Origin of the sequence: Terasakiella sediminum, from assembly GCF_033100395.1 — a bacterium.
GTDB lineage: Bacteria > Pseudomonadota > Alphaproteobacteria > Rhodospirillales > Terasakiellaceae > Terasakiella.
The window spans coordinates 17,570-29,696 of record NZ_JAWLVJ010000021.1; the positions used below are offsets into that span (position 1 = coordinate 17,570).

The 12,127-nt window shown below is 49.2% G+C and carries 18 protein-coding genes; all 18 read right to left on the reverse strand.

The features are described from left to right. Positions 1 to 150: 150 nt before the first annotated feature. The 18 genes from RYZ26_RS15350 to RYZ26_RS15435 all read right to left on the reverse strand — a co-directional run bounded on the left by RYZ26_RS15350 (position 151) and on the right by RYZ26_RS15435 (position 12,127). Positions 151 to 1,389: a PBECR2 nuclease fold domain-containing protein gene (locus RYZ26_RS15350; protein ID WP_317684117.1), complete on the reverse strand. Its 1,239-nt coding sequence runs from the start codon at positions 1,387 to 1,389 to the stop codon at positions 151 to 153. After that, positions 1,386 to 2,816: a DUF935 domain-containing protein gene (locus RYZ26_RS15355; RefSeq protein WP_317684118.1), complete on the reverse strand. Its 1,431-nt coding sequence runs from the start codon at positions 2,814 to 2,816 to the stop codon at positions 1,386 to 1,388. Before RYZ26_RS15355 ends, RYZ26_RS15350 begins: the two co-directional genes overlap by 4 nt. Further along, on the reverse strand, positions 2,813 to 4,474 hold the full coding sequence (gene terL / locus RYZ26_RS15360) for a phage terminase large subunit (protein WP_317684119.1): 1,662 nt from the start codon (positions 4,472 to 4,474) through the stop codon (positions 2,813 to 2,815). Before terL ends, RYZ26_RS15355 begins: the two co-directional genes overlap by 4 nt. A gap of 72 nt (positions 4,475 to 4,546) precedes the next feature. Continuing rightward, entirely contained in the window at positions 4,547 to 5,053 is a 507-nt protein-coding gene (locus RYZ26_RS15365) for a DUF1804 family protein (RefSeq protein WP_317684120.1), read from the reverse strand. Then, the gene (locus tag RYZ26_RS15370; protein WP_317684121.1) at positions 5,053 to 5,643 is read right to left on the reverse strand and encodes a VpaChn25_0724 family phage protein; all 591 of its coding nucleotides are present in this window, start codon (positions 5,641 to 5,643) and stop codon (positions 5,053 to 5,055) included. The genes RYZ26_RS15365 and RYZ26_RS15370 overlap by 1 nt, the downstream gene beginning before the upstream one ends. After that, positions 5,640 to 6,032, reverse strand: coding sequence for a DUF2730 family protein (locus RYZ26_RS15375; protein ID WP_317684122.1), 393 nt, complete (start codon positions 6,030 to 6,032; stop codon positions 5,640 to 5,642). Before RYZ26_RS15375 ends, RYZ26_RS15370 begins: the two co-directional genes overlap by 4 nt. A gap of 2 nt (positions 6,033 to 6,034) precedes the next feature. Continuing rightward, the gene (locus tag RYZ26_RS15380) at positions 6,035 to 6,658 is read right to left on the reverse strand and encodes a hypothetical protein (protein ID WP_317684123.1); all 624 of its coding nucleotides are present in this window, start codon (positions 6,656 to 6,658) and stop codon (positions 6,035 to 6,037) included. Between the two features lie 3 nt (positions 6,659 to 6,661). Further along, the gene (locus RYZ26_RS15385) at positions 6,662 to 7,138 is read right to left on the reverse strand and encodes a D-Ala-D-Ala carboxypeptidase family metallohydrolase (RefSeq protein WP_317684124.1); all 477 of its coding nucleotides are present in this window, start codon (positions 7,136 to 7,138) and stop codon (positions 6,662 to 6,664) included. Between the two features lie 78 nt (positions 7,139 to 7,216). Further along, positions 7,217 to 7,615: a hypothetical protein gene (locus RYZ26_RS15390; RefSeq protein ID WP_317684125.1), complete on the reverse strand. Its 399-nt coding sequence runs from the start codon at positions 7,613 to 7,615 to the stop codon at positions 7,217 to 7,219. Between the two features lie 3 nt (positions 7,616 to 7,618). Then, positions 7,619 to 8,044 carry a regulatory protein GemA gene (locus tag RYZ26_RS15395; protein WP_317684126.1) on the reverse strand — a complete coding sequence of 142 codons (426 nt, stop codon included), beginning with the start codon at positions 8,042 to 8,044 and terminating at the stop codon, positions 7,619 to 7,621. Further along, entirely contained in the window at positions 8,041 to 8,265 is a 225-nt protein-coding gene (locus RYZ26_RS15400) for a hypothetical protein (RefSeq protein ID WP_317684127.1), read from the reverse strand. The genes RYZ26_RS15395 and RYZ26_RS15400 overlap by 4 nt, the downstream gene beginning before the upstream one ends. Continuing rightward, positions 8,262 to 8,909, reverse strand: a complete 648-nt coding sequence (locus tag RYZ26_RS15405) for an ASCH domain-containing protein (protein WP_317684128.1) — start codon at positions 8,907 to 8,909, stop codon at positions 8,262 to 8,264. The genes RYZ26_RS15400 and RYZ26_RS15405 overlap by 4 nt, the downstream gene beginning before the upstream one ends. Before the next feature lie 37 nt (positions 8,910 to 8,946). Then, complete coding sequence (locus RYZ26_RS15410; RefSeq protein ID WP_317684129.1) at positions 8,947 to 10,140, reverse strand: DNA cytosine methyltransferase; 1,194 nt, start codon at positions 10,138 to 10,140, stop codon at positions 8,947 to 8,949. 9 nt (positions 10,141 to 10,149) lie between these two features. After that, entirely contained in the window at positions 10,150 to 10,770 is a 621-nt protein-coding gene (locus RYZ26_RS15415) for a hypothetical protein (protein WP_317684130.1), read from the reverse strand. Between the two features lie 11 nt (positions 10,771 to 10,781). Next, the gene (locus tag RYZ26_RS15420; protein WP_317684131.1) at positions 10,782 to 10,967 is read right to left on the reverse strand and encodes a TraR/DksA C4-type zinc finger protein; all 186 of its coding nucleotides are present in this window, start codon (positions 10,965 to 10,967) and stop codon (positions 10,782 to 10,784) included. 17 nt (positions 10,968 to 10,984) lie between these two features. Then, the gene (locus RYZ26_RS15425; RefSeq protein WP_317684132.1) at positions 10,985 to 11,179 is read right to left on the reverse strand and encodes a hypothetical protein; all 195 of its coding nucleotides are present in this window, start codon (positions 11,177 to 11,179) and stop codon (positions 10,985 to 10,987) included. Further along, a complete protein-coding gene (locus tag RYZ26_RS15430; protein ID WP_317684133.1) occupies positions 11,176 to 11,847 on the reverse strand; it encodes an MT-A70 family methyltransferase in 672 nt (223 codons plus the stop codon). Before RYZ26_RS15430 ends, RYZ26_RS15425 begins: the two co-directional genes overlap by 4 nt. Next, the gene (locus RYZ26_RS15435) at positions 11,819 to 12,127 is read right to left on the reverse strand and encodes a hypothetical protein (protein WP_317684134.1); all 309 of its coding nucleotides are present in this window, start codon (positions 12,125 to 12,127) and stop codon (positions 11,819 to 11,821) included. Before RYZ26_RS15435 ends, RYZ26_RS15430 begins: the two co-directional genes overlap by 29 nt.

Consider the following 12,127-nt stretch of genomic DNA (forward strand, 5'->3'; position numbering starts at 1 on the left):
TCAATAATCACCCAAACGCGCTACAGGGGCTTAAATGGCGAACTTGATAATTGTGATGTTTTTTCATATAATGGAAGTAAGCAATGACCTAGCGGGTTCACATGTCGCGTCAAATGGCTTGCTTCAAGTCGGGAAGGAACCTCCCGGCTTTTATTTTTTGCGATAAACCAGTTTGCCCTTGCGTTGTTTCTCTAGATATTTGTCCTGTGCATCAGCCTTTTTACCTGTGCGGGGAACGAAGGTTGTGACCTCACGCCAGCCATCGCGCATAACTTCAAAAACACTCAGGCCACTGAGTTGCTTACCTTCCATATCAAAGCGGGTGATATAGCGGCGACGCAAGCGCCACTGGCCTGTGGCAAGATGTTCCCAGTCAAACCAAATTTCATCGGGGTCCATGATGTTTTCAGCCAGATACTTGAGATAAGGTTCACGCCCCGCCTTGGTGATCTTCCAGCTTCCGTCCATTTGCTTGAACAATTCTTCAGACAAAGGCAAACCTTCGCCAACCTTGTCTTTGAACAAAGCAGGTTTCCCGATGTCGGCACCGAACTCTTTCAAGAAAGCTTTGGCGTAGTCTTCCTCGCTCATACCCTTTTCAGGAAGGAGCCGCTCAGAAGTCACAAAACGAGGCTTTGGCATGGGTTTTGTGGCGCTTGGACCGTTCCCGCCCTTTGGTTTCCCTTTCGGGGCCGGAGGGGGCGTTACCCCTGTTAATCGGTTTTTACCCACATTAAACGCAAATCCGGGATCAATACCGGCAGGCGTTTGAACTTCCATCATGCCATGTGGTGTCTGAATGCTGTGGTAGACCATAGGGTCAGGTGGCATTGCTGAAGATACGCTCAACCCCATTTGTTTGACATCTCGCGCAGAAAGAGAGCGAACGGTACATCGACAGAAGAACCCGTTTGATGGAAAGTGAATAACCCAAAACTGGTGATCGACCGGATAAACTAATCCATCCCATTCCCTATGCTTTGGACGGGTCTTTCCATCATTTACGGCATCATAGATCAAATAAGGGCGAAGGGCTTTGACCCGCTCAATTTGTGCCCATTTTCCCGCCATATAGGAACTGCGCAGATTGGTGTGATAAATCACCCTTGTGCGCCAACCGCGTTTGCCCTTGTAGCTCCAGCCATGATCGTCAACAATCTTGTCAAAATCTTTGCGGAATTCCTCAAGAGATGTGCCGTCACTGACCGCCTTGAAGATAGCGCTTCTAAAGTCTTCAACAATTGCAGCCTTGTTCGCGCCAGCCACCACAAACGCTTTTGTGTGAGTTTCTTCCCAAACGTCCGTCCAGGCATCCGTTGGCAAATTCACCTTTTGGCGGAAGTAATCAATGGCTTCCTTAAAGGCGACAGGTTCAGCCGTGACGCTCATAGCTCGTCTGCCCGTCCAGTCAGATCGGCAACGCTCATCCCGCCTGCCAGCATTTGTGCAAGTTCTTCATTTTCACTATCGGCTGCGAGCTGAAGCAAACGTGTTTCTATTTCGGCAAAGCTTGTGCTGGTAAAGACGATGTTGCGGACTTCTCCGATTAACTTTTCCGTCATGGGCTGCGTTAGATCATCCAGTTGATTTACCAGACTATCGACATCGTCTAACGCCGGATCAGGATCAGCAAAGGAAGCTTTTTCATCAGACTGAAGGGCCGAAACCGTTTGCGGTCTTTCTTCCCATTCACCGCCATAGCGATCTTTCACGTCTTCCAGTGTGCGACGATATCCTGTAGCATTGGCAACTCTTTCGTCGCGCTCTGCCATATCATTCAGGCTTTCTTCTTGAGAAATCCTACGCCAGACTTGTGGAGGATTTGCGCCGGGGAAGTTCCATTCCGTTAACCATTTGATCGGGCCACGGTTGAAACTGTCGCAGATCAAATCAGCATCCGATTGGATGATTGAATCGGCAACCCTTTCATGGACATTGGCTTGGCTTTGTGAGCTGCCGTCATCGGTTGTCATGGTTTGAGACAGAATGACCTTTGATACAGCTTTGTCCCAATAGCTCTGAAATGCTTCATATTCTCCGCCACTGGACTTCATGCTTTGCAAAAGTTCTGCGGTAAAGCCTTCAGGAAAGGCTACGGCACTTTGACTGTGAATGGACATCAAAGCCTGCACGAGATTGTCGATTTCCTTTTGGTCAGCCATGCCGGGGTGGTGACCAATCGCTGTAGGCATACCGTATTTCTCAACGTAGACCGCCCAGAAGGTTGCGCCGTTTTCTTTAAGGAAGACAGGCCAATATAGCCGCCATCCAAGTGTAGGGCCGTGGGGAACATCATCACTGTCGCCGGGAATGGCATAGAACCACATTTTAACTTCTGGCAAAGGGTCGCCTTGCGGATTGCCGCCTCCTGTAAAAAGAAGTTCTCCACCTTTCCACTTAAAGCGTTCAGCCGCGCGTACCTTGATCGTATCAAATACGATTTTGCTGTCTTCTTTGACCCAAAGACATTCGGCAACAGCATAACCATAGAACTGGGCGAAATGCATCTTGCGGGTCAGTAAATCAAAACCGATTTTTTCAATCTGATCTTTGATGAATTCAGCAGCTGCAACATCGCGCGCTTCTTCACTGGCTGGGTACACTTCCCAATCCACACCTGTGACACCGCTTTGGCGTTGTTCCCACACACTGCCAACTTGTGCATCTCTTAAGAAACGCCGCCAAGTTTTGATATTCTCGACCGTGGCCTCCATGTCTTTGTCGCTGAAAGCTTTGGACATAGTGGATGAGCCAGCCGCCGTAACTTCGTTAAAATTGGCCTTGGCCTGCTTTTGTTTTTTCTTCTTCTTGCTCATCTCATGTTCCTCAATTTGGTCAATATGCCAGAGCGACCAACGCCCATTGAACCTGCCATGCCTTTGGTCATCGTTCTATCTCCGGCAGAGGTGAATGTTCCGCCTTTGGCTCCCAGTTCAACAGCACCTGTCCAGAGCATTTCCAAGCCATCGGGACCGTCATCATGACCTTCAGGGAATGTTTCCAATTGCTGGATCAAGGTTCTAAGACTGTGGTGCAACCTGATTTGCCCTTCATCTATGAAAGGTTCCAAACCCTCAATCCTGAGCATCTTGTCAGTTGTTTGATCCACAGCGCGAGTAGGAAGGACAACACCTTGCTTGGTGGCCTTTTTCATCATTTCTGTGCGCAGAAACTCTTGGAATTGGACGGTTTCGCAATACCACATGACGCATCGGTATATCTTTTGGAATTCGATAACTTTCTTGATGATCATTGATGGCTTTCGTCGTCTGATTGATGCTTCATAAACATCCAACCGTCCGTCGTTGCGATCATACCCACCGACCAGAATGGCGGAAGGGTCACCAGATTTACCGTGTTTTCCCAGTGATGGATCAATAGAACCAAAAAAAACCAAGTTGGGCGCGCGTTCTACCCAATAGACAATGTTCTGGAAAAGTTGATTCTCTGTATCGATCGGTTCGTTTTGGTATTCAGACTTAAATGCTTTGTTGCCAATGCGTACCTTCAAATCCATCAGGCGTTTTAAAGGCTGGACTGCAGGCCATAGAACGACAGCCCCTTGTTCCATCTTGGCTTTGTTGCGTTCATAGAACTCTTCGGCTTCAGCAATATCCTTTTCGCCCAGATCATTGCGCGGCGCATTGCGTAATAGTTCTTCCCATTGATCCCATAGGTCCATCCGATCCGGCCACTTGATGATCGCCTGAAATTTAACAGAGCGATACATTGGCGAATTCATTTTGCGAGCAAGGACACTGTCAAAGTGAAGCAAGGTACCCACAAAAAACAGGTCCATTGAACCATCTGGCGGCCCTAACGGTTCGACAGCCTGATCGACCCAGTCCTCACCTTTTTGTCGTTGTTCGCTTTTTTTGACGTTTTCATCGTTTTCAACGTCATCCAGCATGATCAAGTCAGGACGTTTGGCCCCATAGCGCGCTCCCCGGATTTTCTTGCCGGAACCACCACAGATAAACTTTGCGCCATTTCGAGTGATAAATGAACCGATCTGCCAAGTCGGGCCACGCCCGCATGCTTCAGGAAAGTCGTGTGCAAGTCGCGGGTTATCTTCCAGCTCAATCTTAATGCCTTCCAGAAGCATTGCAGCAACGTCAACTGCATCAGATAGAATAACCGGAAAAGACTTTCTGCCAGTGACCACACACCACAGAGAACCTAATTGAGTGACATAGGTAGATTTCGCATTACCACGCGGGGCAGCCCAAGACCCGCGATATCCATGTTGGTTATCGATCGCGTCCTGAAACTCTTTAAAAACCCATTCCTGAAATTCAGAATAGTCAGCGGTACCATAGTGCGGGAAATAAGTTTTGCAGAAGAACTTGAAGCTATTTTGAGAATTCTCGCGGCGGTCTTTTGTCGCTTGCTTTGAACGGTCAAAATCACCAAATTCAGCAGCTTCTTCAATTTGTTGACGTAGAGAGAAACCAAGTTTTTCAACTTCGGCCAAAAACTCTTCATCTTCTAGTTCAGAATAACTATCTTTGCCGAAACTCTTTTTTCGCTTAGAGGCCATGGCAACCTACCCATTGTACTTTTCAGCCACAAAAGTGCCGAATGGTTCAAGGATTTCCAGAAAGACTTCTTGGTGTTGTGGGAAATCTGTCTGAATGAAGCCGGACAGATCGCGCAGGATTTCAATGGCAACAGAATATTGCCCCAGTTCTGGTGAAGCCTTGGCGGATGCTGTAATTGTCTTGGAATAGCTGTCCGTCATTCGGGACAGGGCATTGGCGCGTTCAACAGCAGACAGGCCGCTTTTTTCGTCCTTCAGCTCTTTCATGGTCAACTGGAAGGCTTGCAGAAAGTCAGAGAGAACCAACTCGGTCAGAACGCGCGTGTTTGACGTGGACATAGAAGCTGCTGTACGCGCCTTGTCCCAATCTTCCGGCGTGTTAGCGGCACTGGCTTTCCAGCGGCTTACCGTTGCTCTGCTAACGCCATGCTTGTCGGCTGCAGCCGCGAGATCAAGCTTGTCGAACACATAAGCATCGCGCACCGCCTGTTTGGTTTCCAGATCGTGTGCCATTACAGGGAGCCTTTGATCATATCGGTGGCTGTACGCATGATCGTGCCGGGGCTTGGGACACGGACACCTTCGACTTGTTCTTTGCCTTCAGCGACTTCGCGGCCTTTGTCCGTCAGAATATAGGTTTCCTCAAAGACACAAATGGCGATCAGTTTCATTTCTTTCAGATCGTCAAAGCAATCTTCCAGTTCCTGATCCGAGGTTGGAATGCTGAATTTGAAAAGTGTTTTCTTGATGGAGGAAGTGCTTATCGGCAGGGCAACACCCGGATATTCCAGTTGACCCGCAGAAACATTCAAACCTTGGTCTGTCAGCATGCCCCCATGCACATCGTCTGTCACTTGATGACGAACAAGTCCTTGTTGATCCAGCCATGCCAGATCGCCATGGATCAGATCGCGTGTGACTGCTTGCCCTAGATCGGAAAGTGTTTCCTGAATCAGGGCGGCATTTGCCAGATAGGAACGGGACTTGGACAGAACTCGCAAGATAAGCAGGCGGCGATCATCTAATGCCGGACGGGCATTCAGGTGCAGCAATACGGAAAGGCGGCGATGTTCTTGCTGTTTTTTTTCAAGATAGTCGCTCATGGCTTTTGCCCCAGCTCGTTATTGACCAAGGAAGTCACTGTTGAGGACAGGCCATCCAATTGACGTTCTAACCCACTGATCCCCGTATTCACGGATTTGATCTCACCGGAAAGAGAGGTCATGGAATTGGATAGATTATGGATTTGATCCTTGGTTGGCATATTGTCCATGCGCGTGTTGATTTTGGTGAACTCTTGTGCACCGTCATCAAGGCGACGCTTGATTTTTTCGAATTCAAGAGTTTCAGCCCTAACATGCTCATCCATCGTTTTCTTACTGACATAGCGATTATTCATGATCAGGAAGAACAGCGTCGAAACCCCAGTCACGATCAGAGAAGCCAGCATGGCAGCCTTGTAGACGGCGTCAATTTGCTCAAAGAAATCCACAGCTATTTCCTTCTGACAGCTTTGATGATTGAAGAAATGGCACCGCCTGCGGCTTCAACGGATGCTGCAGCACTCTCAAGAGGACGGCCAGCGATCATTTCGTCACGGCGTGCCTTATCGCGTTCACGACAGCCCATGTATTTCAGGATCACCTGCATACAGACACCGAACGAGGTAATGAGTGGCCCCCAGATCATTTCAGTAACAGGCTGGGCTTCGGCAACCATTCCCCAGATACTGACTTCGGGGTAATCCCATTTGTCATTCAGGGCAAAAATGAAGCGCAGAACAAATTCAACCATGGTGAAAATCATTAACCACCAAAAGACCTTTGCAAAGGTTTCAATTACTGCCATTGCACGTTTGGCAATTTCAGGGCGAGCTGACGCCCTGATTTTTTCTGCATCTCCATCGTTCATAGCAAGAAAACGTTGGGTATCCAGTTCTTGCAGTTTGGTTTTGAGTTGAGCTTCGATTTCTGCACGTTGGTCTGGCGGGAGCTTTTCCAATTCAGCCTGAAAACCTTCTGGCGTTGAAGCTTGTGATGGTTCACCCGTTACAGCTTGATAGATGGATTTTCCCGCATTGAAGAGGGAAGGCAGCGCGCTTAAAGCAGCAAGAAACATTTCTTAATCCCCCAGACCTGTCATGAAGTTCTTGCCGTCAAAGCGCAGGGCAGCGCGGCGGTTCACACTTTTGTCGACAAAGGAGCAATGAATCCAGCCGGAGTTCGGATCGACACCGTCGTAGAATTCAAGGATGAGTTGGTCGAAGTTCAGGTTGTCAACGATCCACTGAGCAACTTCCAGATTGGGAATACCTGGAACTTCAAAGTCTACAGCCTCACCTTTGGCGTGTTGGGACTTGGAGCTGCTGCCGATCTGATGGTTCAACTGCGGACAGCGAAACCATGAGGATGGGCTGAACGGAATACCGAAGTGATTGCGTACCGGCTGCAAGATATTCTGCGCAACCCGCACAATCTGGACGGTTTGTTCTGCCGTGGGCAGGTTGGAAATGCCAAGGCGTAGGGCGGTTTGGGACTGGATAGCTTCGCGCAAAGTGAAATTGTCGGAAAGCTGGGTATTCAGATCAACATCAGACATAGAAAAACCTCATTACTTACGAGCAATGAGGTTAACGAACATCCGATGTTACACTTAGGGGAACTGTTCCGTCCAAAATCAGTTTGTAGACGTGAGGTAATCTTCCAAATCAATCTGGCGCGCGTCAACTACTTTTTTACGAGGCACCCCTTTGAGCAGCTTGCGCAGGTATCGTTCAGTGATTTCAAGTTTGATGGCGATCTGAGCATTCCCAAGACCTTCCTGACGAAGAGAAATCGCAATATTGCGAAGGCTTTCCGTATCGTCATAAATGGTCTTGGGAACCTCAATATACTCACCGGCAAAGTGGGTGCAGATGGCTTCTTTAACTTTGGGGTCCAATTGGTCAACAGCAGCGTTAGCACCGGACTTTGGAATATAGATTTTAACGCCGGGAAAAGCCCGAACGAGATCGCGCGCGACATTGAAGCCGCACAAATCGACAATCTCTTGAAGGCTTTTACGGATTTTTTCCATTGCTTAACGAGCCACCCAATCTTTTAAAGCACGAATGACAGGATCAGCTTCCTTGTAGGTCAACCAGTTCAATTGATCCGGCAAAGTATAGGTTTTCTTTGCTTTATCATTCACAAAGGCGACCAGAGCAGCACGTCTTTCGTCTTTCGTTTCAGCGCGCAGTTTGCCCTGTGTTGCCAATTCCCCCCACAAAGCCCAGATATAGCGCACATGCTTTTTGGATGAGGGTTTGAACGGTTTGGCTTCAGTCGTGTTTTCGTTCAATGAAACCAACACTTGGCGCAATTCGTCAGAGGTACAGTCCTTGGAGGAGGTCTTGCCTGTGACGCTTTCCATTGTGAGCTTGCGTTCGTCTTCACTGATGCCGCGTTTGTTACAGGCCGCACGGATCGCGCGGTTGTATCGGTTCCAGTCGCGTGTGGCTGTCATAGCACTTCCTCACAATCAAGTGCCTGTGGGACTGGCAGGTGATGGTCCGCTGCATATTCTTCAGCGCATTCCTTATGGGCGAGATACAGAACCTCGTTGGATTGGATCACAACAGGGACTTCCTCATATTTCAGTGAAATTGATTCTTCACAGAGAGGGCAGGTTGCAGAATGACGATGGTGGAAAGTCTCTCTCCAGTTTGCGACAGTGACTTTGCTCATGATTGACCTCCCAGCGGACGCAGCTTGGTAAAATCAATCTCAGGGGTGAAGAAACCTTGCTTGCCTTTGCAGGGGATGAATTCCAACGGGGTTGGATTTGCGAGTGTCCAGCCATAAGGACCACGGAACCAAGGGCTGTCGTGTTCTTCAACACAGTCAACGATTTCGACCATGCCGACAATTCCACCACAGGGAACGTTATGTTCTTCGACATATTCCTTGTCTTCTACGGTCAAGCCAGCGTGGATCAAAATGAAACCGCGATAGTTAGTGCGGCGGTTGCGGTTCTCAACAGGCTTGTCGTTGTAAAGGATGTGATGTGCCCAAGGTTGGCGAATGCTGATTGCAGTATAAGGATAGCGAAACGGTGCAGATGTGCGCGGCAAGAAGAAATCTTGCAATTCGCCAGTCTGCCGATCGAGATGGTTACGGATGCCGAGGATGTCGTGAGCAAAGGTAAAATCGTCACAATCACGCAAGGCTGTTAGATGAAATGGTGCGCCGTTGCAATGCGTGGCTGTTACATCCATATCAACGTTCTTTTGATCAAACCACGCCTCGTCACCAAACATATCGCTGGCACGTTGCACGATCTGATCAATATAGGCTCTTTCCGGTTTTGTGGTTTTAAAGCTGGGTAACATTTTTCAATCCTTTCTATCTGGATAAAACGTCAGGGGTTTAAGTTGCTAACAGGTGGTTGACGAAGTTGATGCGCTTGCCGATCCAGTTCATCACTGGCACAGCCATTGAATTGCCGATCTCGTGATAGCGTGGTCCGTCTGGAGATAAGGCCAGCACTTCGGCTTCTTCGCGTGACCAGCCAGCCGCCATGATGTAGGGGATCATTTCTTCCAGATCGCCACGTCTTGGTGCTTTCCAAGGGATCAGGGTGTAATCGTCTGGGAAACCCTGAAGGCGTTCGCATTCTCTGGGTGTCAGTTTTCTGGCGCGCAGATTGAACGGCACAACCATGTTTCCAGCGGCTTGATCGACGGATATGCCGCGATCTCCGCAGGTCAAGACAGCCAGTTGCCCCCCCGCATTTTGGTTGGCGTTAACGGAGTTCATAGCGCGCAGCGTAGGCGTTATGTCGAACTGGATGTCTTGGAGGTTATCCTTGCAGGAAAAGGCCACAGGAACCGCGTTAAAGGTTTCTGCGCGGCTGTAATCACCTGCATTGGTATCTAGGCAGTGCGCGATAAGTGGATCGCTTCCATCTCCACGGTCAAACGTAGAGCTAGTTCCAAGGGTGGGTATAGTTTGCGACCCCGCTTCCCGGATCGGTGGAGTAAGCCCTTGCATGCTTTGGCGCTCAAGAAGAACCGCGACGGCAGGTCGCCAGTCTCCAAGATATCCGACAATGAAGAGACGGCGGCGTCGCTGGGGAATTCCGAAGTATTGAGCGTCCAAAATCCGTCCGAAGAACCCATAACCGAGTTCTTGAAGCGCTTGAGTGAAACATGCGAGGTCACTTGTTTCTTCCCATTCTTTAACCGCTTCATCATCCGGCGTACCTGAGTAGGACGAAAGGACACCGGGGACGTTTTCCCACAACAACCAGCGGGGCCGCTTTCTTTGAGCAAGTCTGAGAAATTCGAGGGCCAAGTTACCACGGTCGTCATCCAGTCCACCTCTAAGTCCTGATAGACTGAAGGATTGACAGGGGGTTCCGCCGACAAGCAGATCAATTGGTCCATATTCTTCTTCCTCGATCGTGGTGAAATCGCCATGCAAAGGTACATGGGGATAGTGTTTGGTTAAAACGGCGCGGGGATGTTTTGCGATCTCGGAAAAGAACGCAGCTTTCCAGCCCAACGGCTGCCACGCAACCGTTGCCGCCTCAATTCCACTGCATACACTTCCGTAGATCATGATGGCCTCTTACTCTTCGTCCAAAAGATCAACGGCATCTGGTGCAAGGTATTCGACAAGCTCATCAGAGAACGGCAATTCCAGAATTTGATGTGCCTTCACAATCGGCCCTGCACCATCACACCCGGCTTCAAGTTCTTGCCAGTCACTTTCCATGATGGCTTCCAGAAGGTCAGAGAGAGCGTCTTTGTAGTGGTGAGCCTCTTCGTAAAGTACCCTTTTGCGATCACAGTGATTTTCGATCTCTTTCAAAAGAAAGGTTTCACGCGCATCAGGCTGGATTGCCATTAACTGCATCAAGGGGCGTTCGTTAGCCCATGCGATCAAATCTTGATGATTCATGCCGCCGATCCAATCGGGTTTACGCATCCAGTTATAAACTTTATCCCACTCAGTACCTTTGGCTGGAGGAACCGTTGCGCCTTCAGCAGTTGGGGCTTGATCATCTTCATCGTTTACGCAGCGCACAGTAATTTGCCCCGTTTCAATGAGATCAAGTTCCACAGGCAACAAATGTTTGAGAAGGCATTTACCTTGTTCTTCTTGGCTTAAAGCTGATCCGGTATCGTAGAAATGAACGTCAATCACGCATTCGATACGAGCCGCTTTATCTCTATCCATAGTGTCCATGAAGGTTCTCCTTAATCTGCGCAGTTGACGCATTTTTGAACGCCGGGAATGATTTTGCGGCGACCATCTGGGATGGCTTCACCACAATCGGCAAAGTGGGTGGCAGACGGGCGAGAGGAGCTGCTACCGTTCAGAGTGGAAAGAGAACGTTGCAGGTATTCTTGTTCGAGTTTTTGCGCTAGATCGACTTGATCCATTATTCGTGGTCCTTTGTTTAGTTTAGTGTTGGCGTGTATCGGATGATGTCTGTAGGCTCCAAACCAAGGCTGGCAGGAGTGAGATCGGGGAAAGCCCAGCCTCGGCGAATATGTTCCTTGCAGAAGTCTTCAGCCGTTATTTCCATTCCGTGTTCCATGAGAATGATTTTCATACGGGCTTGATGGACAAGTGGGTTTGTTTCGATTTTCATGCAGCCTCTCCCAAGAGTTTGTCGACTTCGTTGCCAAAGAATGACCAGCCTTTGCGTTTTGCCAGCTCAGGATCGGGACGGGCGAACAGGTCAAGGTAGGGGCCGTTGAACATTGTCTCGGCGCGTTCATATTGATCCGGTGGCTTTTGGCTGTGTTCTCTGCGTTTTGAGCGGATGCAATCTGCTGGGTACCATTCAATGAAATCGCGCACCGAGCGGACACCTTCTGGGACTTCAACCTCACCAAAGAAATTGAAAGTTTTTTTCAGTTTAGGTTTACCGCGTGTCAGCAAAAGGCAAGGTTCAAGGTTTTTGCGAGTGCCATATCCACCGCCAAAGGCATACTTATCGGTCTCAGGGTTGTACTTGATCCACTCCCAGCCCAGACCGCTATATTCAAAGCCAAGCTCTGTAATGACCTTGTGCCATTCCATCATCAAAGGCCATGTAACCCACATGAGATGGACGCAATCCGTGGCGAAGATGCCGTCGATCTCTTTTCCAAACGCGATGATTTCATCAATGGTCATGCAGTCATAATGAGAAACAGCGTTCTTCCCAGAATAGTTTTTGAACAACCAAGGAAAATCAGAAATCACCACGCGCCAGCCGCCGTGGGGACGGATCGCGTAGAGCTGATCAACTGTCTTTGCGAGATTGGGGTGCATAGTGAATTCCATAGGTGTTTGTATTTCTTGTGACGGCTGAAACGATGTCCGACCATTTGCCGCCTTGTTCGAGATAGTTGGGAATGTAGGTCTCAGGGTCGGGAACGATATTGGTTTCATCCCCGGCCTTCAGAGCTGCATTCGCCTGCTTTATTTCATCCATAAGCGCTCTACGTTGGGCGGTGCTGCCTCGTCCCCGGACAAAACACGCCGCTTTAAGAGCGAGGCTTTCCAGCCTGTTTCTTAAATCTGCGGGGGTGATTTTATCCGGGGTGCTCAT